The following is a 20,284-nucleotide window of genomic DNA, read 5'->3' as shown; positions in this document are numbered from 1 at the left end:
CGCATCGTCGCGGTCGGCGCGCTTAGCGGCGCACGTCCAGCGTGCCGCTGCGCACCGCTTCCACCTGCGCTGCGCTGACCAGGTTGAAGTCGCCGGCGATGGAGTGCTTGACCACCGCCGCGGCCAGGCCGAATTCGAGCGCGGCGCCATCGTTCCAGCCGCGCAGCAGTCCATGCAATACGCCGGCGGCAAAGGCGTCGCCAGTGCCGATGCGGTCGACAATATTGTGCAGCGCGTACGCGCGCGTGGCAAGGGCGCCGGCGCGGGTGTGCAGCACGGCGGCCAGCTTGTGGTGGTCGTTGCTGAGCTGGGTGCGCGAGGTGGCGGCGATCTTTTGCAGGTTGGGAAAGGCGTCGAACGCGGCCTGCATGGCGCCGACGCGGTCGCCGTATCCGAGCTCTGGGCGTCTCAGCACCAGGCCGATATCGCGCTGGTCGGCGAACGCCAGGTCGGCGTGCCGCATCAGCTCCCGCAGCACCTCGCCGCCGTCCATCCCCCGTTGCGCCCACAGCGATTGCCGGTAATTGCCGTCGAAGGACACCGCCACGCCCAGGTTGCGGGCCGCGCGCATCGCCTCGAGCGTGGCCTGCGCGCCGGCGTCGCTGACGGCGGCCGAGACGCCCGATACATGCAGCCAGCAGGCGCCGTCCAGCAGTGCCGGCCAGTCATAGTCGCCCGGATCGGTGGCGGCGAATACTGAGCCGGCCCGGTCGTAGACGATTTCCGCCGGGCGCAGCACGGCGCCCGGCGTCAGGAAGTACAGTCCCATGCGGCCGGGGGCGAACCGGATCGGGCGGGTATCGACGCCGTGGCTGCGGACGCAGTCGCGCACCGCGGCGCCGAGCGCGTTGTCGGGCAGGGAGCTGACCATCGCCACCGCGTGGCCGAAGCGCGCCAGCGATACGGCCACGTTGGCTTCGGCGCCGCCGGCGCAGGTATTCAGGAGCGGCGTTTGCAACAGCATTTCGCCGGACGGGGCAGACATGCGCAGCAGCAGTTCGCCAAAGCAGATAATGGGATTTTTCATGGTGCTATTGTGCGAAGCGGCGTGGCGCTGTGCAATTGCTAAAACCAACAAGCGGCACAATGAAATCCGCCGGCAGGCAATATTGCAGAGCCGGAATGCTGGAGCGGCTGCGCCGGGCCATCGCCAATAAGGGAAATCACGTAGCCGGGGAGTGAGCGGCCTAAGGCGTAGAACTGCTATAGTACCTTGCCGCCAGTGCAGCGGCGATCTACTACTTTCGGAGACATAATGAAAAATACTATCCTATCCGTGTTGTTGGCCGCCGGCGCGCTGACCTCCTTGCCGGCGCTGGCCGCCGACGCGTCCGCCGCCGCCGTGGCGATGGTGGACAAGGGCGCCAGCTATTTGCAGAAGAATGGCAAGGACGCCCTGATCAAGGAAGTCAACAACAAGAATCCGGAGTTCATCAACGAGAACACCTACCTGACGGTGCGGGCGATGGACGGCACCCAGCTGGCCCACCCGACCAATCCCAAGCTGGTCGGCAAGAACATGGTGGTGCTGCCCGATGCGGACGGCAAGTTGTTCCGCAAGGAGATCATCGACACGGCCAAGGCCAAAGGCAAGGGCTGGGTGGATTACCGCTACAACAATCCGGCCACCGGCGAGATCGAGAAGAAATCGACCTACTTCGTCAAGCAGGGCGACATCATCCTGGAAGCCGGCATCTACAAAGGCAAGTAGTCAGACCCACAGCATCAGCGTGTTGGCCACCGCCTGCATGGCCGGTACGCAGCGGGCGATCGCCTCCTTGCGGCTGCCGTGGCTGGCCGGCATCGAGGTCGACAGCGCGCCCACCAGGTCGCCGACGCGATTCTTGACCGGCACCGAGATGCCGCGCAGCCCCATTTCATACTGGTTTTCGGTCGAGCCGAAACCGTCTTCCCGGATGGCGACGATCTCGCCGAACAGCAGGTCTTTGTCGGTCACCGTCAGGTGGGTGTAGGCGATCAGGGTGATGCGGTCTAGGTAGGCGCGCAAGGCGTCGTCGCCGAGTGAGGACAACAGCACCCGGCCGGCGGTCGAGGTGTAGGCCGGCAGCCGCATGCCGGGATCGAAGCCCGCCAGCAGGATGCGCGGCGCGTTGACGCGGCTGACATAGACCACGTCGTCGCCGTCGAGCACCGAATAATTGGTCGATTCCTGCAGCTGGTTGGTCAGCCTTTGCAGATAGGGCACCACCGCGCGCGGCAAGCGCGCCGAATCCACGTAAGCATGGCCGATGCTGAGCACGCTTGGGCGCAGCCAGAAGGTGCGGCCGTCGGTGGCCGCCATGCCGACATGCACCAGCGTCAGCAGATAGCGCCGCGCGGCCGTGCGGCTCAGGCCCACTTTTTCCCCCAGCTCCGTTGGCGTCAGCCGCACCGACTCGTGGTCGAAGGCGCGTATCACCTCCAGCCCCTTGATCAGGCCCTCGATCTGGTCGCGCTTGTCGACCACCACATCCTGCAACGCGCTCTTCTTCATCGCTCACCCCTTGTTTTGCGCGATTATCGCGCACTTTGCGCGCTGAGCGCAATATTGACCGTTTTACGGGCTGTTTTTTGCCGTCCCGCTTTTCTACACTGGCCTCATTCAACCAAGCGAGGAACACCATGACGGCACAGGAACACAACCCGGAACCGCACAATCCGCTGGGCATACACGGCATCGAGTTCGTCGAGTATGCGAGCGCGCAGCCGCTGGCCTTCGGCGCGCTGCTCGAGCAGTTCGGCTTCGTGGCCACCGCCCGCCACCGCTCGCGCGAGGTGACGTTGTACCGCCAGGGCGGCATGAACGTGATCGTCAACGCCGACCCGCGCGCCTTGCCGCAATCGGGCACCGATCCGCAATCGACGGTGATCAGCGCCATCGCGCTGCGGGTGCGCGACGCCGACGCCGCCTACCGCCACGCGATCGACATGGGCGCCTGGGCGATCCAGACCCGCGCCGGCGTGATGGAGCTGAACATCCCCGGCGTGCACGGCGCCGGCGATTCGATCCTGTATTTCGTCGACCGTTTCCGCGATTTCTCGATCTACGACGTCGACTTCAAGCCGATCCCCAACGCCCCGGCTAATCCGCCGGCGCTGGCGGGCATGCACTTCTTCGGCGTGGTGCAGGCCATCGGCGCCGGCCGGGCGCCGGAGTGGATCGATTTCTACCAGCAGCTGATGGACTTCCGGGTGCTGCCCGAAGGCCGCTACTTCGGCGTGGTGCCGAAAGGGACGCTGCTGGAAAGCCCGTGCCACAGCTTCTACCTGCAACTGGTCGAGCCGCCCGAAGGCGCGGCCGGCCTGCAGTGGGGCGAGCAGCTGATACGGGTCGGCTTCGGCGCGCCGGACGTGCTGGCTGCGGTGCGCGCGCTGCAACAAAGGGGCATCGTGTTCATCGACCGCGCACCGGCGCAGTCCAACGAACGCGGCGCATTGACACAACTGTACAAAGGTGGCGTCAGCTTCGAGCTGGTCGTCAGCCACCTGGAGAAGAACCATGATTGAGATTTCCGGCACGACCCGCATTTTCCCCGTGATCGGCTGGCCGGTCGAACAGGTGAAGGCGCCGGCGCTGTTCAACGCCTACTTCCAACGCCACGGCATCGACGCGCGCGTGGTGCCGCTGAAGGTGCCGCCCGAATCCTACACCGCCGCCGTGCGGCTGCTGATGTCCTTCCCCAACGTGGGCGGCATCTTCGTCTCGATTCCGCACAAGCCGATGAGCGTGGACGCTGTGGACGCGCCCACCCCGCGCGCGCAGTTGGCCGGCGCCTGCAACGCCATCTACAAGGACGGGCAGGGCCGCATACTGGGTGACCTGATCGACGGCGAGGGCTTCATCCGCGCTTTCGACCGCACCTGCGGCGCCGCGCCGCTGGATTGGCCGGCGTCGCGCGCGCTGGTGGTGGGCAGCGGCGGCGTCGGTTGCGCGGTGGCCTATGCGCTGGCCGAGCGCGGCATCGGCGCGGTGGCCATCTACGATACCCGCATCGAGCTGGCGCATGCCCTGCTGCAGCGCCTGCGGCTGGCGTTCCCCGGCACGCTGATCGAGATCGCGCCGCCGCTTGCCGCCGGCTTCGAGCTGGTGGTCAATTCGACCCCGCTCGGCATGCATCCCGACGATGCGCTGCCGATCGACCTGCGCGGCGTGTCGCCGCACTGCATCGTCGCCGATTGCGGCATGAAGATCGAGATGAGCCGCCTGCTGCGCCAGGCGCAGGAACTGGGCTGCCGCATCCAGAAGGGCAAGGAGATGCTGATCGAGCAGGCGCCCCTGTACCTGGAGCTGTTCGGCTGGCCGGGCGTGTCGTCGGACGCCTTCCGCGCCTTGGAGGCCCTGTGAATCTCTCCAACTTCGGCATGGACAGCATCACCCTGGCCGGCCCGCTGGAAGCGAAGCTGCGCGCCTCGCGCGCGGCCGGCTTCAGCCAGATCATGCTGTGGGCGCGCGACCTGGCCGGCCATCCGGGCGGTCTCGATGAAGCGGTGCGGCTGGTGCGCGCCAGCGGCGTGCGCGTGACCGGCATCCAGGTGATGCGCGACTACGAGGGACTGGACGGCGCGCTGCACGAGTACAAGCTCGATATCGCCAGCCAGATGCTGCGGGTATGCCAGGCGGTCGGCGCGCCGCTGCTGATGGTCTGCTCCAGCACTTCCGGCCACGCCAGCGGCGACATGCGGCTGATCGCGCGCCACCTTGCCAAGCTGGCCACGCTGGCGGTGCCGCTGGGCGTGCGGGTGGGCTACGAGGCGCTGTCTTGGGGGCGCCACATCAACCAGTACGAGCAATCGTGGGAGGCGGTGGAGCTGGCGGACCATGCCAACCTGGGCGTGGTGATCGATTCCTTCCACATGCTGGCCAACAGGGCCGGCCTGGACGGGTTGGAGGACATCCCCAGCCACAAGATCGCGATGGTGCAGCTGTCCGACTTCATGTGGCGCGACATCCGCAGCGCCGAGGAACGGCTGGAGACGGCGCGCCATCTGCGCGTGTTCCCCGGCGAAGGCGCGCACTCGGACGAACTGACCGACCTGCTGCGCCGGCTGGACCGTGGCGGCTATCGCGGCGACTACAGCTTCGAAGTGTTCAACGACGACTACCTGCAACTGGCGCCGGAGATCGTCGGCCAGCGCGCCCATCGCGCAGCCAAATGGGTCACGGACCAGGTGCTGCGGCGCAGCCTCGAAGTACGGCATCCGACCGCATCCCGCCCGACGATGGCCTGAAACGGAGACCACACCATGCAGCACGCAAGCCAGACCGTGATGGTATTGAACGGTCCCAATCTGAATTTGCTCGGCCAGCGCGAGCCTGCGGTGTACGGCGCCGCCACGCTGGCCGACGTCGAGCGCCTGTGCGCCGCCGCCTGCGAGCGGCACGGCTACACGCTCGATTTTCGCCAGTCCAACCATGAGGGTGTGCTGATCGACGCCATCCACGCCGCCGGCGCGGCGCAGGCACAGGGCGCGCTGGCCGGCGTGGTGTTCAACGCCGGCGCCTACACCCACACCTCGGCGGCGCTGCACGACGCCATCAAGGGCGCGGAGGTGCGGGTGATCGAACTGCACATCTCCAACGTCCATGCGCGCGAGCCGTTCCGCCATCACTCGTGGTTGTCGCCGGTGGCGCACGGTGTGATGGCCGGCTTCGGCGTGCAGGGCTACGCGCTGGCGATCGCCGCACTGGCGCAGGTTTAAAACAGAAGCCCCTCGCTTCGCAGCAGTACCGGGGGAACCCGCAGCAACCATACGATGTGAATAAAACGGAGACAAAATGAAGAAGCAAGCAATCGCGCTGGCCTGCATGGCGGCATGGCAGGCCGCCGCCCAGGCGCAGTCCAACCTCGCCATCTACGGCAATTTCGACGAATACGTGGGCTATATCCGCAGCAGCAGCGGCGCCCATATCACGGGCCTGAACGACGGCGCCGTGCTGCGCAGCCGGCTGGGCTTGCGCGGCACGGAGGACATCGGCGGCGGCTACCAGGTGAAGTTCACGCTGGAGCAGGGCGTCAACGCCGATACCGGCACCGGCGCCGATACCACCCGCCTGTTCGACCGCCAGGCCTGGGTCGGCATCGAAGCGCCGAGCGGTGAATACCGCATCGGCCGCCAGAACACGGAGATCTTCCTGATCGGCGGCGCCATCGACTATACCGAGCGCACCACGTTTGGCTCGCTGTTCAACACCTTCGGCATCCCTTCGCGCTACGACAACGACTTGTCCTATCGCTCGCCGCGATGGGCCGGGGCGCAGCTGGTGCTGCATTACGCGCTGCCGGAAAACGGCGGCGCCACACGCGGCAACAGCCCGATTTACCAGCTGGCGCTCGACTACCGCAACGGCCCTTATCGCGTCGGCTACGCGGGCTTGCAGGCCAGCCCCAACGCCGTCACCGCCACCGTGGGGGACAAGGTGGTGTACCACAACGTCTACGCCGACTATCAATACGGCGGCGGCACCATCTACCTGGCGGCGGCGCGCAGCAACAACTCCACCGCCAGCGCCAACGGCTTGAACGCCGGGGTGATACTCAACAACGTCAGCAACCCGAACAACTTTTTCGCCGGCACCGACCGCAACGCGGCCCGCTACTACAACTTCTACCAGGTGTCGGCCGACTATCGCATCAGCAGCCAGCTGCGGGTGGGGGCGCTGTATGGCGTCGTCAGGGACACCTCCGGCGGCGATGGCGGCGCGCGCGGCGCCAACGCGGGCGCCTACTACGAGCTCTCCAAGCGCACCACGTTGTACGGCTTCGCCAGCGTGATGCAGAACCAGGCCAACGCCGGCTTCCGCTTCAGCGGCTCGGCCGGACCCTCGGCCAACCTGGCAGGCGCCGACATCAACGGCAAACATTTGACCGGCCTGCAGGCCGGCATCCTGCACAAGTTTTAACCCAACTACAATAGCTAACTGGAGGACGACATGACAGCAGCAGCAACGAGAGACAAGATTGACAAGACGGCAGCACCGGCGCCGGCACGTTCGCCGCGCAAGGCGGCCTTTGCCAGCTGGATCGGCAGCGCGGTCGAATACTACGACTTTTTCATCTATGGCACGGCGGCGGCGCTGGTGTTCGGCAAAATCTTCTTCCCCGCCTTCGACCCTGCGGCGGCCACCGTGGCGGCCTTCGCCACCTTCGGCGTCGGCTATGTCACGCGGCCGATAGGCGCAGTGCTGCTGGGCCACGTGGGCGACCGTTATGGCCGCAAGCGGGTGCTGACCTTCACCTTGCTGCTGATGGGGATTTCCACCTTCCTGGTCGGCCTGCTGCCAACGTACGGGCAGGTCGGCATTGCCGCGCCCATCATGCTGGTGGTGCTGCGCATGCTGCAGGGGATATCGGCCGCCGGTGAGCAGGCCGGCGCCAATTCGATGACGCTGGAGCACGCGCCGGCGCACCGGCGCGCCTTCTTCACCAGCTTCACGCTGAGCGGCACGCAGGCGGGTCTGATCCTGGCGACGCTGGTGTTCCTGCCGCTGTCCACGCTGCCGGAGGAGCAGCTGCTGTCGTGGGGCTGGCGCATTCCCTTTTTCCTGAGCGCGATCGTGGTGGCGGTGGGTATGTGGGTGCGCCGCACCTTGCCTGAGACGCCGGCCTTCGCCGAGGAGTCCGGCCACCAGCCCAGCCGCATGCCGGTGGCGCTGCTGTTCCGCGATCACAAGGCCAATCTGCTGCGGGTGATCTTCGCCGCGCTGGTGTCGGTGGTGAGCACGATCTTCAGCGTGTTCACGCTGTCCTACGCCGTCAACACCATGCACATCCCGCGCACCACCATGCTGACGGTGCTGGTGCTGGCCAATGTGGTGGCGCTGGGCGCGATTCCGCTGTTCGCCGCGCTGTCGGACCGCGTCGGCCGCAAGCCGGTGTTCATCTTCGGCGCGCTGGGATCGGCGGCGCTGATCTGGCCTTACATGTGGAGCATCAGCACTGTCAACCTGCCGCTGGTGTTCACCTTCGGCCTGCTGCTGTCGGGCGTGGTTTACAGCGCCGCCAACGGCGTCTGGCCTTCGTTGTATGGGGAGATGTTCAGCACTCGCGTGCGCCTGTCCGGCATGGCGATCGGCACCCAGATCGGCTTCGCGCTGGGCGGCTTCGCGCCGACCATCAGCGCGGCGATCTTGCAGCCGGGGGCAGGGGGATGGATACCGGTGGCGGCCTTCGTGACGGTCACCAGCCTGGTCTCGGCGATCTCCGTGGCGACCGCCCGAGAGACCTACCGGCTGCCGATGCACGAACTGGGTAAGATCGTGCGCGTGTAGCCGGCAGGCGGCGCCTGTACTCAGGCGCTCAGTATTGCGGCGCCGGCTCCGGCATACATTGCCTCGATCAGCGCCGCGCGCCGTTCCAGCACCAGGCGCTGGTTGATCGATCCCTTGTCGGTTTGCTCGCCGGCCGCCACTGACGGCGCTTCCTCCAGCAACAGCATGCGTTCGACGCGGGACGCCGATCCTGTCGCCGCCGCGTTCAATTGCGCCAGCAGTTGCTGGAAGTGGCCGCGCACCGGGGCGCTGGACAGGACGGCGGCGGCGTCAGCGTCGGCGCCCAGCCCGGACAGCAGCTGGCACTGATCCAGGCGCGGGAACACCAGCAAGCCTATGCTGTCGCGGTCGATGCCGGCCACCACCACGTCATGGATGTAGGGCGCGCCTGCGCTGATGACACGCGCCCGCAACGGTCCGACGCTGACGAAGGTGCCGCTGCTAAGCTTGAAGTCCTCGGCGATGCGGCCGTCGAACATCAGTCCCAGCTCCGGCCGCGCCGGATCGACGAAGCGCACCGCGTCGCCGCTGCGGTAATAGCCTTCCTCGTCGAAGGCGTCGGCGGTGGCTTGCGGCGCGCGCCAGTAGCCTGGCATGACGTGCGGACCGCGGAAGCGCGCCTCGTACTTGCCTTCCACCTGCACCAGCTTGACCTCGCAGGCCGGCGCCGGCAGACCCACATAACCGGCCATCATCACCGGGCCGGTGGTGAAGGTGCAGGAGGGCGCCGTCTCCGTCATGCCCAGGCCGGCCATGATGCGGATCCGTTGGCCGCAGCGGTTTTCGCTGACGCGTTCCAGCGCATCCCACGCGGCCTGCGACAGGCCGGCGCCGGCGAAGAAGAACAGCTCCATTTGCGAGAAGAAGTGGCGGCACAGTTCCGGGTCGTTGTCCAGCGCGGCCGTGAGCAGCTCCCAGCCCTTGGGCACATTGAAGAACACCGTCGGCGCGATCTCCTTCAGATTGCGCACCGTGACGGCGAAGTCGCGCGCGGTGGGCTTGCCGTCGTCGATGTAGTAGCTGCCGCCGTTGTACAGTGCGATGCCGACATTGTGGCTGCCGCCGAAAGTGTGGCTCCAGGGTAGCCAGTCCAGGAGCACCGGCGGCTTGTCGCCGAAGGCAGGGAAGCTTTGCAGCAGCATCTGCTGGTTGGCGCACAACATGCGCTGGGTGGTGACCACCGCCTTGGGCAGCTTGGTCGATCCGGACGTGAACAGGAACTTGGCGATGGTGTGCGGGCCGATGGCGGCGTTGGCCGCGTCCACCGTGCGCGGCGCGGTCGCCAGCAATTGCGCCAGCGACGTGCTGGCGCGGCCGGCGTCGCCGTGGTCGATCACGATCTCGACGTCGTCCGGCACCGCCGCCGCCAACGCCGCCGCACAGGCGCCGCCGTCGGTGGCGTAGATCATGCCAGGCGTCAGATGGCGCACGAAATGGGTCAGCTTGGCGTGGTCGGTGGCGGCGCCGGAAGCGGCTGGCGAGACCGGGCAATACGGGATGCCTGCGTACAGCGCGCCCAGCGCCAGTTGCAGGTGCTGCAGATCGTTACCGGACAAGATCATCAGCGGACGTTCGGCCGACAGGCCCCGGTCCAGCAATGCCTGGCCGACGGCGCGCGCCTGTTCCAGCATCTGCCGGTAGCTGAGGTGCTGCCATGCGCCGTCGGCGCCGCGCCGCGCGGCCAGCGTGCGGTCGGGATGGTGCTCGGCGCCGCGCACCAGGCAATCGGTGATGCGGTCGGGATAGGCACCCAGTGCTTCCTCCGACGCCAGGCGCCAGCTGCCTTGGGCGTCGGTCTCGATCCGCACCGGCGCGCCGCCGACGCGCACCGGACGATAGCGCGACAGGTCCAGCGTCGCTGCGGAGTTGGTGGGGAGCTGCGTCATTGCATGCTCCTCCATCAGACCGGGTAGTGGCGGTGGCCGCTCTGGATGGTGATCCAGCGCAGGTCGGTGAATTCGGCGATGCCGGCCTTGCCGCCAAAGCGCCCGTAGCCGCTAGCCTTGACGCCGCCGAACGGCATCTGCGCTTCATCGGCCACGGTGGAGCTGTTGATATGGCAGATGCCCGACTCGATGCGCCGTGCCAGCGCCAGCGCGCGCGAGATGTCGCGGCTGAATACTGCTGCGGACAAACCATATTCGCTGGCATTGGCCTCGGCCAGGGCTGCCTCGTCGCCATCGACGCGGATGATGCCGACGATGGGGCCGAACGACTCTTCCTGGTACACCGTCATGACCGGCGTGATGTGGTCGATGATGGCCGGTTGCAGCAGGTTGCCGTCGCTGTTGGCGCTGCCGCAGACGATCTGCGCGCCCTTGGCCTGGGCGTCGGCGATCATGGCGGCCACGCGGCTGGCGGCCGAGGCGTCGACCATGCCGCCCAATACCGCGCCTTCCTGGCCCGGCAGACCGGCGCGCAGGCCGGCGGTCTTGATGCGCAATTTTTCGACGAAGGCGTCGGCCACCTTGCTGTCGACGATGATGCGGTCGGTCGACATGCAGATCTGCCCCTGGTTGAAGAAGGAGCCGAAGGCGGCCGCATGCACCGCCTCATCGAGGTCGGCATCATCCAGCACCAGCAGCGGATTCTTGCCGCCCAATTCCAGCACCACCGGTTTCAGGTGCTGTGCCGCTTGCTGGGCGATGATGCGACCGACCTTGGTCGAACCGGTGAAGTTGATGCGCTTGACGGCCGGATGGGCGATCAGGCGCGCCACCACGGCGGCGGCGTCCTGCGGCGCGTTGCTGATGACGTTGACCACGCCGGGCGGGAAGCCGGCGTCCTCGAACACCTTGCCGATCAGGCGATGCACGGCGGGGCAGATCTCGGACGATTTAAGCACCACCGTGTTGCCGCAGGCCAGAGGCGTGGCGATGGCGCGTGTGCCGAGGATCACCGGCGCGTTCCATGGTGCGATGCCCAGCACCACGCCGCAAGCCTGGCGCATGCCCATCGCCATCAGGCCCGGCACGTCGGAGGGGATCACCTCGCCGGCGATCTGGGTGGTGAGCGATGCCGCTTCGCGCAGCATGGAGGAGGCCAGCATCACGTTGAAGCCGTACCAGCCGGCCACGCCGCCCGCTTCGGCCACGCCGGCCGCGATGAACTCGGGCGCGCGCGCCTGCAGGCAGTCGGCCGCCTTGAGCAGCAGGCGGCGACGTTCGCCCGGCGCGGTGGCGGACCAACCGGGGAAGGCCGCCTGCGCGGCGGCGACGGCGGCGTCGGCATCGTCCAGCGTGGCGGCGGCCGCCACCGAGGCGGTGTCGCCGGTGGCCGGGTTGAGGCGCTGGTAAGTGGCGCCGGTGGATGAGGCCTGGTCCAGGCCTCCGATCAGCAAACGGGCTTCAAGCATGGCGTATCTCCTGTGTTGTTGGCGTGATGTGCGTCTTATGCGCGCTTGTAGGTTTGCAGGCCTGGTTTGATGGTCTTATCGTCCAGGAACTGCTTGAGGCCCTGGGCGCGGCCTTTTTCCGGGTCGCGGTAGTTGGACTGGTCGACTTTGGCGTACAGGTAGTCCTCATTCTGCTCCCAGGTCAGTTCGCGACAGCGCTTGAAACCGTTCTTGGCGATGCGCAGCACGGTCGGCGACTTGGCCAGCAGCTTTTCCGCCAGTTCGATGGTCGCTTCGCGCAGCTGCGCCAGCGGCACGCTCTTGTTCACCAGGCCCATTGCGGCCGCTTCCTTGCCGGTGAAGGTGTCGCCGGTCATGATGTAGTGTAGCGCCTGGCGGTGGCCCATGGTGTCGGCGACCGCTTTGCTGACCAGGTTACCCGGTGGGATGCCCCAGTTGATCTCCGACAGGCCGTACACGGCTTCGTCGGCGGAGATGGCCAGGTCGCAGGCGACCAGCGGCGAGAAGGCGCCACCGAAGCACCAGCCGTTGACCATGGCGATGGTCGGCTTGCTGTACATGCGCAGCAGCTTCCATTGCCACTGCGAACAGTCGCGGCGCAGCTTTTCCTGGTAGATCTCCGGCTTGCCGTCGTTTTCGCGGAAGTACTCCTTCAGGTCCATGCCGGCGGTCCAGCTGTCGCCGGCGCCGGTCAGCACCAACACTTCCGCTTCGGGATCCTGCTCCAGGGTTTCCAGCACGTCGATCATTTCGCGGTTCAGCGTCGGGCTCATGGCGTTGCGCTTTTCGGGACGGTTCAGGGTCACCCAGGCGATGCCGCCGGTGATGTCGACTTTTACGGTGCTCCAGCGGTTGTCGTATTGGCTCATTTTGGTCTCACTTTATGTTAGGTTGATATCAGGTTGCCTGATACGTGACTTATAATATATGCTGCTTGGGCTGTAATGCAAGCGCTTTTCGAACGCTTTCTTTTGAATTCTGGATCACGATGAAAAAACCTCCTTCCGCCGCGCACGACAAACCCACCGGCATCGCCTACCTGATTGGCCGCATCGACCATGTGCTGAGCCGGCGCCTGCGCGACAGCCTCGGTTTGCTGGGCATGACGGCGGCCCAGTACACGGCGCTGTCGGTGCTCGACACCCAGCAGCAGCTGTCGAACGCACAGCTGGCCGAGCGTTCGATGATCTCGCCGCAATCGGCCAACGAGATGGTCAAGGCGATGGAGGCGCGCGGCTGGGTGGTGCGCCAGGCCGACGCCAATCATGGCCGCATCATCCATCTGCGCCTCAGCGACGAAGGCAGCGCCTTGCTGCGCCAGGGCGACGCCGCGGTGGCGGAGCTGGAGCGCGCGATGCTGGCCGAACTGGACGCCGACCAGCGCGGCGAACTGCATGCGCAATTGCGCGTGCTGCTGCGTTCACTGAGCGCCATCGTCTTGTAATTGCCGCCAGCGCGGGTTTTCCAGCAGCAGGGCGATGCCCTGGCCACCGCCGACGCAGGCCGCCGCCACGCCGTAGCGCTGGCGCCGCAGGTCGAGCGCACGCGCCAGCGTGATGGTCAGGCGCACGCCGGTCGCCGCCAGCGGATGGCCCAATGCAATCGCGCCGCCGTGGATGTTGAGGCGTTCCCGGTCCAGCTTCAGTTCGCGCTCCACCGCGATGATCTGCGCGCCTTGCGCTTCATTGATTTCGAACAGGCCGATTTGCTGCGTACTCAATCCGCAGCGGTCGAGCAGCAAACGGATCGCCGGCGCGGGGCCGATGCCCATCACCTCGGGTGGCACGCCGACCACCGCCGCCGCGACGATGCGCGCCTGCGGCCGGTGTCCGCCATGCATGGCATAGGCGCCGGAAGCGACGATGGCCGCCGCCGCGCCATCGGCCAGCGCGCAGCTGTTGCCGCCGGTCTGCACACCGTGCGGATAGAGCGGGCGCAGCGTGGCCAGCACCGACGGCGGCGAGATGCGCGGATGGGTGTCCTGGGCCAGTTCCGTCACTGGGCCGCTCAGGCGGATGCGGCGGTCGGCATAGTCGTCCAGCGTGAAGACCTCGTTGCCGACGGCGACGATCTCGCCAGCGTGGAAGCCGGCCGTCCTGGCGTCGAGCGCGCGGGCGTGCGACATGGCGGCGAATTTATCCACCTCGGCGCGCGTGATGCCGTAGCGGCGCGCCAGGTTCTCGGCGGTCTGCGGCATCGTGATGCCGGGAGCGGGGTCGGTCAGCGCTTCCCACAGGAAGTCCTCGAAGCCGACCGGCGCGCCCAGTTTGAAACCGCTGCGGTGGTTGAAGGCGGCGATCGGATTGCGCGTCATCGATTCGGTTCCCACCACCAGCGCGGCGTCGGTGTAGCCCAGCGCGATCTGGTCGCCGGCCTGGCGGAACAACTCGAAACCGGTGCCGCAGATGCGCTGCACGTTCAGCGCCGGCACCGTCAACGGCACGCCGGCGTACAGGCCTATATGGCGCGGCAGCATGTACTGGTAGCAGTCGCCCGGCGCCATGCTGCCGCTGATGACGGAGCCGATGTCGGAGGCCGGCACGCCGCTGCGCTTGAGGACCGCGCGCGCGGCCTTGATGCCGAGATCCGTGGGCGAGACCTGGCTGAAGGCGCCGCAGTAGTCGGCCAGCGGCGTGCGCAGGCCGTTGATCAGCCACAGGTCGTCGTAGCCCTGGAAGAAGCCCTGGTTGGCGTTCTTGTTCATGGCCAGTAGCTCGGACGCAGTTGGCCGGTTGCGCCGGTGTAGCCATGGGCGAGGGCGAAGGCTTCCAACGCGTGCGGCGCTTCGTAGCGGCCGAAGATCGACCACAGGAACATGCGGCCGTAAAGCTCGCAGCGCTCGCGCGGATCGTCGTGCAGCGCCGGGTCGCGCGCCAGCTCCGCCTTCAGCTTGGCCAGGCTGTTTTCGTGGGCTACCATGCGGGTGCCGCCGTCGGCGCTGGTGTCGAACACCATCAGGCGTGCGGCGCTGGCGTCGCCGCTCCAGCGCCACCATTCCGGCAGCGCGCCGGCCGGGCCGCTGCCTGGCTCGCCGTGGCGGGCGAAGTGGGTCCAGTAGCCGGCCATGGCGTCGGAGACTTCCTTGCGGCCGGGCAGGTTGGCGGCGTTGAAGGAGCGGAATGGATCGAACTCGCCATCGAGGTCGCGCAGGACGAAAGCGACGTCCAGCACGTGCGCTGCACCCAGCAGCACGCGCGGCGCGATCAAGGGAACGGCAGGTTGCTCGTCCCAGTCGAAGCGATAGGTCCACACATCGCGGTGGCCCGAGGCCACCATGGCGCTGGCCGGTTCCAGCGCGCCGGCGGCCTGCCACAACGCGGACATGTATGCCGCGTGGCGCTGGTAGCGGGCGCGGTTGCGCATCAGCGGAATGCGGCCGAACAGCATGTGCACATAATCGGGATTGTTGGACATGAACAGCTTGTATTCGTCGCGGTTGGTGCCGATGATGACCGGTACCGCGTTGTAGCGGCTACGGTCGGCGAACACCTCGGCCAGCGGCATGGCCGGCAGCACGTGGCCGTCCTGGAGCACGCACGGTGCGTCGTAGAAGCTGAGTGCCCCCGGCGTGATCGGCGCCAGCAGGGCTGCCGCCGGCAGGCCGCGCACATAGGCGGCGATGTCGGCGGCCGGCATGGATGCGATCAAGGCCTTGGCGGCGGCGCGGTCGGCGGCGCGGCCGTCGCGCTGCAACCACTGGCACAGCAGCTCGCGCGAACTGAGGGCGTGGCCGGGCTGGATGTCGTCCGCGTAGTTGCGGGCCTGCGCCGGCGTGTAGCTGACAGTCAGCGGCGATTGCAGGATGGCGCGGTGGAACAGGCCCTTGGCCAGTGGGCTTGCCAGCAGGGTGTAGGCATTCAGGCCACCGGCCGATTCACCGAACACCGTGACGTTATCGGGATCGCCGCCGAAAGCCGCGATGTGCTGGCGCACCCATTGCAGCGCTGCGACCAGGTCCAGCGTGCCGAAGTTGCCGGAGCGGTCGGCTGGGCTGTCATCGTCCTGCGCCAGCTCGTCGAGACTGAACCAGCCGAGGATGCCCAAGCGGTAGTTGGCCGACACCACGAGTACCTGGTCCTGGCCGGCCAGATTGCGCAGCGTGGTGTAGGTGGCGGCGGTGCCTGCGGTGTTGGCGCCGCCGTGGATCCAGAACATCACCGGCAGCGCGGCGGCGTGTGCCGCTTCAGCCGTCATCTGTGGAGCGAATACATTGAGAGTCAGGCAGTCTTCCGAGCCGGCCACCTGGCCCCACTGATCGGGCGGTAATTCCAGCGTCGCGCCGGCCAGTTGCAGTGCGGGCCCGCCGAAGGCCAACGCCTCGCGCACGCCGGACCAGGGCTGCGGCGGACGCGGCGCCTTCCAGCGCAGCGGGCCAACCGGGGGCTGGGCGTACGGCAATCCCAGCCAGGCGTGGGTTTGGTGGCGGTCGGCGCGGCCCACCAGATCGCCCAGCGCGATATGGCGTAGGGCATCGGCGGAGGGTATCGCGCTCGGCACGGGGATTGTGGCGATTGAGGCGGCAGGCCGGCTGAAGCGCCAGAGCAGGATGGCCAGGGCCAGCGCGCTGGCGGCATAGAACAGGATGTCAGGCATGATCGAATTCCTTTTGTAGTGAGAGCGCGGATTGGGGCCGGGGCGGGGTGGCATGGCCGGCGCCGTCGTCGAGTTTGAAGGCGTGCACCAGTCGCGCCAGCTCAGCGGCCTGCTGCCGCATGCCTGCGGTAGCGCCGGTGGCCTGTTCGACCAGTTCCGCGTTCTGCCGCGTCACCAATTCCATCGCCTGCAGCGCGGCGCCGGCCTGCTCGATGCCGGTCTGCTGCTGGACGCTGGCGGCGGCAATGCGGTCGATGATGACGCTGACCTGCTGCACGCTATCGACCACCTCGTTCATGGTGGCGCCTGCGCGCGCGACCAGCCGGTTGCCTGCTTCGACCTGTTTCACCGAGTGGCCGATCAGGCTACGGATCTCGCGCGCGGCGGTGGCGGAGCGTTGCGCCAGGTTGCGCACCTCACCGGCGACGACCGCGAAACCGCGCCCCTGTTCGCCGGCGCGCGCCGCTTCGACCGCCGCGTTCAGGGCCAGGATATTGGTCTGGAACGCGATGCCGTCGATAACGCCGATGATTTCGCCGATACGGTGGGCCGAGCTGGTGATGGAGTCCATCGTCAGGATCACTTCCGCCGCCACCTTGCCGCCGTCACGCGCCACCGCGCTGGCGTTGGCGGCCAGTTCGGTAGCCTGGCGCGCGTGGCCGGCGTTGTCGCGCACGGCCTCCGCCAGCTGCGCGACACAACCGGCGGTGGCGCGCAGCGATTTGCGCTGGCTGTCGCTGCGCCGAGTCAGGTCCTGGTGGCCGCCGGCGATTTCGCTGGCCGCTCCGGCGATATGGTCGGCGCCTCGGCGCACTTGGCCGACCATCGAGGCCAACCCGGTGCGCATGGTGTGCATCGCGAACAGCAGGCTGGAAGCGTCGCCACCGCGCAAGCTGACGTTGCCCGCCAGATCGCCGGCGGCGGTGCGGCCGGCGATCTTGACCGCGTAGGCCGGCTCACCGCCCAGTTGTTCGAGTATGCCGCGCGTCAGGCGCCAGCACAGCAGGCCGCCCAGCAGCAGGGCCGCTACACCCAGCGTCAGCATCCAGGCGCGCGCGCCGGCATCGGACGAGCGTCCCTGTAATGCGGCCAGTTCGCTTTGGCGGGTCTCCAGCACGACCAGCTGTTCCAGCGCCGCCATCCAGCGGGTCTGGACCGGCAGCAGGCGTTCGACCAGCACGGTGTAGATCTGGTCCGATTCGCTGCGCATGGCCAGATCCATCGCTTGTGCGATCGGCGCCTGGGCCGCCGTATTTTGCTGGCCGATCTGCGCCAGCAAGGCGCTTTCCTCCGCCGTCGCGGCATCGGCCAGCAGTTCGCGCAGACGCTTTTCGGCGCTGGCGTAGCGTTTGGCCTGGTCCTGCATTCGTTCCGCCTCCGGCTGGAGGTAGGACAGGGAACCGATCAGCGCCATGTTACGCAGCGCGATCATGCGTTCGTACACGGTGTCGCGCATCTGGGTGGCGAGCCGGGTCTTGACGTTGCCGACCAGGGTGATCTGGTCGGTGCGTTGTTTCATCTGGCTCATGTGACCCAAGCCGAGCGCCACGACGGCGACCAGCAGCGTCAGGATCAGGCCGAAACCCAGGCGCAGGCGGGCGCCGATGCTCATGTCGGAGGTAGCCATGGCGCTAGTGGGCCCCGGCCACGGCGCGTTCCTGCGCCTGCTCTGGCGTGTCCCGGCGCGCGGGCTTGGGCGGCATCAGGAAGTAGGCCAGCGCCGGCACCAGCACCAGCGCGCCCACCATATTCCACAGGAACATGAAGGCCAGCAGGATGCCCATGTCGGCCTGGAATTTGATCGGCGAGAACAGCCAGGTGGCGACCGCCACGGCCAGCGTCACGCCGGTCAGTATCACCACCCGGCCGGTGAAGCGCAGCGCATGCAGGTAGGCGGCGGACAGACTGGCGCCGGCGCGCATGCGGGTCAGCATCACGCTCAGCACATACAGCGCGTAGTCCACGCCGATGCCGACGCCGAGCGCTATCACCGGCAGCGTGGCGACCTTGACGCCCATGCCCAGCAACACCATCAGAACCTCGCACAGGATGGAGGTGAGCACCAGCGGCAGGATGGCCACCAGCACCGCGCGCCAGCTGCGGAAGGTGGCGTAGCACAGCAGGATCACCGCGCCGTAGACCCAGAACAGCATGTCGTGCATGGCCTGCTTGACGACGATGTTGGTGGCGGCCTCGATGCCGGCGCTGCCGGCGGCTAGCTGGAACTGCACCTCCGGTGTGTTGTGGGCGGTGGCAAAGGTTTCGACCGCGTCGACCACGCGGGTCAGCGTGGCGGCCTTGTGGTCCTTCAGGTAGACGTACAGCGACAGCAGCGAGCAGCTCTGGTTGAACAGTTCGCGCGGGGCCCTGGTCTGCACTGCGCCGAGCGCGCCGGCGTTGGGGATCAGGTCATACCATTTGAAGTTGCCCTCGTTGTAGCCGGTGGTGGCCAGCTTGCTCAACGCCGCCATCGAGTTGGTCGAGTCGACGCCGGGCAACTGCTCCAGCTGCCATGCCAGCTTGTCCACGCTGGCCAGCGTGGCGTAGCGGGTGCACTGGTCGGGCGCGGTCTTGATCATTACTACCAAGATGTCGGAACTGGCGGCGTAGTTGGCGACCATGAAGCCGTTGTCGCGGTTATAGCGCGAGTCGGCGCGCAGTTCCGGTGCGCCGGGATCGAGGTCGCCCACCTTCAGGTTAAGGCTGTACAGGTAGCCCAGGCCGCCCAGCAGCATGCTGGCGGCCACCGTGACGGTGGCCCAGCGGCGCTGCGTGAAGCGGTCGAGGAAGGTCCACAGCCAGGGTTGGGCCGCGCCATCGGCGCTGTCGGCCTGCAGGCTGCGCGCGGCGGCCTTGGCGCTGACGCCGGTGTACGACAGCAGCACCGGCAGCAGCACCAGGTTGGTGAAGATCAGCACCGCCACGCCGATGCTGGCAATGATGGCCAGGTCCTGGATCACCTTGATCTGGATGCTGACCAGCACCGCGAAGCCGACCGCGTCGCACAACAGCGCGGTGAGGCCTGCGGCGAACAGGCGGCGGAAGGTGTAGCGCGCCGCCACCACGCGATGCGTGCCACGGCCCACGTCCTGCATGATGCCGTTCATTTTCTGGGCGCCGTGGCTCATGCCGATGGCGAACACCAGGAAGGGCACCAGCACGGAATACGGATCGAGTTCATAGTGCAGCGCCGCCAGCAGGCCGCACTGCCACAGCACCGCCACCAGCGAACACATGACCACCAGCGTGGTGCTGCGCCAGCAGCGCGTGTACCAGAACAGCACCGCGCCGGCGATGGCGATCGCCAGCAGGAAGAACATCAGCACCTGTTGCAGGCCTTCGATCAAGTCGCCGACGATCTTGGCGAAGCCGGTGATGTGGATACGTACGCCTTCCTTCTGGTACTTGGTGCGGATCTGCTCCAGCCGCTCCGACATGGCGCCGTAGTCGAGTGCCTGGCCGGTCTGCGGATTCTGCTCCAGCAGCGGCACGAAGACGATGCTGGACTTGAAGTCGGCCGCCACCAACTGGCCGATTTCGCCGGAACGGGCGACGTTGGCGCGCAGCTGCGCCAGGCTATCGGCCGAGCCGTCGTAGCCGTCCGGGATCACGGTGCCGCCGTCCAGGCCTTCTTCGGTCACGGCGGCCCAGCGCGTGCTGGGCGTCCACAGCGATTTCATGAAGGGGCGGTCCACGCCCGGCAGCAGGAACACTTCATCGTTCAGGCGTTGCAGGGTGTCGAGGTAGGCGCGGTCGTAGATGGTGCCGCCGTTCGCCTCGACGGCGATGCGCACCGAGTTGCCCAGTCCATTCAGATCGGCCTTGTTGGCCAGGTAGTTGACCACGTAGGGATGGGCGCTGGGGATCATCTTCTCGAAGCTGGCATTGAGCTTGATGCGCGTGGCCTGGTAGCCCAGCACGATGGTCGCTAGCAGGCAAAGCAGGATGACCAGCGGCCGGTAGTTGAACAGCGCGCGTTCGCCCAGGTTGCCGGAGCGGGTGTCGAAGTCCTGTAGCCGCCGTACTACCGGCTGTTGTTCCAAATCTTGATCTGTGTGCATGATGTT

17 protein-coding genes are annotated in these 20,284 nt (G+C 67.2%); 8 read left to right on the top strand and 9 right to left on the bottom strand.

Annotation, left to right across the window (positions count from 1 at the left end; translation table 11 throughout):
* Positions 1-22 precede the first annotated feature (22 nt).
* A complete protein-coding gene (locus RUGAMON1_RS25135) occupies positions 23-1,027 on the bottom strand; it encodes a sugar kinase (RefSeq protein ID WP_445233088.1) in 1,005 nt (334 codons plus the stop codon).
* A 228-nt stretch (positions 1,028-1,255) separates the two neighbouring features.
* Here RUGAMON1_RS25135 and RUGAMON1_RS25130 point away from each other — a divergent pair, with 228 nt between their 5' ends.
* Positions 1,256-1,711, top strand: coding sequence for a cache domain-containing protein (locus RUGAMON1_RS25130; RefSeq protein ID WP_445233087.1), 456 nt, complete (start codon positions 1,256-1,258; stop codon positions 1,709-1,711).
* On the opposite strand, the gene RUGAMON1_RS25125 is transcribed toward RUGAMON1_RS25130, so the two are convergent.
* Positions 1,712-2,494, bottom strand: a complete 783-nt coding sequence (locus tag RUGAMON1_RS25125) for an IclR family transcriptional regulator domain-containing protein (RefSeq protein ID WP_445233086.1) — start codon at positions 2,492-2,494, stop codon at positions 1,712-1,714.
* A gap of 128 nt (positions 2,495-2,622) precedes the next feature.
* On the opposite strand from RUGAMON1_RS25125, the gene RUGAMON1_RS25120 reads away from it, so the two are divergent.
* The 6 genes from RUGAMON1_RS25120 (at position 2,623) to RUGAMON1_RS25095 (ending at position 8,269) form a co-directional block, all read left to right on the top strand.
* Positions 2,623-3,507 carry a 4-hydroxyphenylpyruvate dioxygenase gene (locus tag RUGAMON1_RS25120; protein ID WP_445233085.1) on the top strand — a complete coding sequence of 295 codons (885 nt, stop codon included), beginning with the start codon at positions 2,623-2,625 and terminating at the stop codon, positions 3,505-3,507.
* Positions 3,500-4,345, top strand: a complete 846-nt coding sequence (locus RUGAMON1_RS25115) for a shikimate dehydrogenase family protein (RefSeq protein ID WP_445233084.1) — start codon at positions 3,500-3,502, stop codon at positions 4,343-4,345. Before RUGAMON1_RS25120 ends, RUGAMON1_RS25115 begins: the two co-directional genes overlap by 8 nt.
* Entirely contained in the window at positions 4,342-5,229 is an 888-nt protein-coding gene (locus RUGAMON1_RS25110) for a sugar phosphate isomerase/epimerase family protein (RefSeq protein WP_445233083.1), read from the top strand. The genes RUGAMON1_RS25115 and RUGAMON1_RS25110 overlap by 4 nt, the downstream gene beginning before the upstream one ends.
* A 15-nt stretch (positions 5,230-5,244) precedes the next feature.
* A complete protein-coding gene (gene aroQ / locus RUGAMON1_RS25105; RefSeq protein WP_445233082.1) occupies positions 5,245-5,700 on the top strand; it encodes a type II 3-dehydroquinate dehydratase in 456 nt (151 codons plus the stop codon).
* A gap of 76 nt (positions 5,701-5,776) precedes the next feature.
* On the top strand, positions 5,777-6,901 hold the full coding sequence (locus RUGAMON1_RS25100; RefSeq protein ID WP_445233081.1) for a porin: 1,125 nt from the start codon (positions 5,777-5,779) through the stop codon (positions 6,899-6,901).
* A 30-nt stretch (positions 6,902-6,931) separates the two neighbouring features.
* Positions 6,932-8,269, top strand: coding sequence for an MFS transporter (locus RUGAMON1_RS25095; protein WP_445233080.1), 1,338 nt, complete (start codon positions 6,932-6,934; stop codon positions 8,267-8,269).
* A gap of 20 nt (positions 8,270-8,289) precedes the next feature.
* Here the strand turns inward: RUGAMON1_RS25095 and RUGAMON1_RS25090 are convergent, their stop codons facing one another.
* Genes RUGAMON1_RS25090 through RUGAMON1_RS25080 form a run of 3 tightly spaced genes read right to left on the bottom strand, consistent with a single transcriptional unit; the run spans position 8,290 to position 12,493 of the window.
* Positions 8,290-10,155, bottom strand: coding sequence for a feruloyl-CoA synthase (locus RUGAMON1_RS25090; RefSeq protein WP_445233079.1), 1,866 nt, complete (start codon positions 10,153-10,155; stop codon positions 8,290-8,292).
* 14 nt (positions 10,156-10,169) lie between these two features.
* The gene (locus RUGAMON1_RS25085) at positions 10,170-11,624 is read right to left on the bottom strand and encodes an aldehyde dehydrogenase (RefSeq protein WP_445233078.1); all 1,455 of its coding nucleotides are present in this window, start codon (positions 11,622-11,624) and stop codon (positions 10,170-10,172) included.
* Positions 11,625-11,659: 35 nt separating this feature from the next.
* Complete coding sequence (locus tag RUGAMON1_RS25080; protein WP_445233077.1) at positions 11,660-12,493, bottom strand: p-hydroxycinnamoyl CoA hydratase/lyase; 834 nt, start codon at positions 12,491-12,493, stop codon at positions 11,660-11,662.
* 119 nt (positions 12,494-12,612) lie between these two features.
* Here RUGAMON1_RS25080 and RUGAMON1_RS25075 point away from each other — a divergent pair, with 119 nt between their 5' ends.
* Positions 12,613-13,068: a MarR family winged helix-turn-helix transcriptional regulator gene (locus RUGAMON1_RS25075; RefSeq protein WP_116988942.1), complete on the top strand. Its 456-nt coding sequence runs from the start codon at positions 12,613-12,615 to the stop codon at positions 13,066-13,068.
* On the opposite strand, the gene RUGAMON1_RS25070 is transcribed toward RUGAMON1_RS25075, so the two are convergent.
* The 4 genes from RUGAMON1_RS25070 to RUGAMON1_RS25055 are packed head-to-tail and all read right to left on the bottom strand — an operon-like array spanning position 13,045 to position 20,278.
* Positions 13,045-14,328: a thiolase family protein gene (locus tag RUGAMON1_RS25070; RefSeq protein ID WP_445233076.1), complete on the bottom strand. Its 1,284-nt coding sequence runs from the start codon at positions 14,326-14,328 to the stop codon at positions 13,045-13,047. The two genes, RUGAMON1_RS25075 and RUGAMON1_RS25070, sit on opposite strands and share 24 nt — an antisense overlap.
* Positions 14,325-16,217 carry a carboxylesterase/lipase family protein gene (locus RUGAMON1_RS25065; protein ID WP_445233075.1) on the bottom strand — a complete coding sequence of 631 codons (1,893 nt, stop codon included), beginning with the start codon at positions 16,215-16,217 and terminating at the stop codon, positions 14,325-14,327. The genes RUGAMON1_RS25070 and RUGAMON1_RS25065 overlap by 4 nt, the downstream gene beginning before the upstream one ends.
* The gene (locus tag RUGAMON1_RS25060) at positions 16,210-17,844 is read right to left on the bottom strand and encodes a methyl-accepting chemotaxis protein (protein ID WP_445233074.1); all 1,635 of its coding nucleotides are present in this window, start codon (positions 17,842-17,844) and stop codon (positions 16,210-16,212) included. The genes RUGAMON1_RS25065 and RUGAMON1_RS25060 overlap by 8 nt, the downstream gene beginning before the upstream one ends.
* Before the next feature lie 4 nt (positions 17,845-17,848).
* The gene (locus RUGAMON1_RS25055) at positions 17,849-20,278 is read right to left on the bottom strand and encodes an efflux RND transporter permease subunit (RefSeq protein ID WP_445233073.1); all 2,430 of its coding nucleotides are present in this window, start codon (positions 20,276-20,278) and stop codon (positions 17,849-17,851) included.
* Positions 20,279-20,284: the final 6 nt, after the last annotated feature.

It is taken from the genome of Duganella rhizosphaerae (genome assembly GCF_040364205.1).
Classification (GTDB): domain Bacteria; phylum Pseudomonadota; class Gammaproteobacteria; order Burkholderiales; family Burkholderiaceae_D; genus Rugamonas; species Rugamonas rhizosphaerae.
This window is presented reverse-complemented; position numbering and strand designations above follow the sequence as displayed.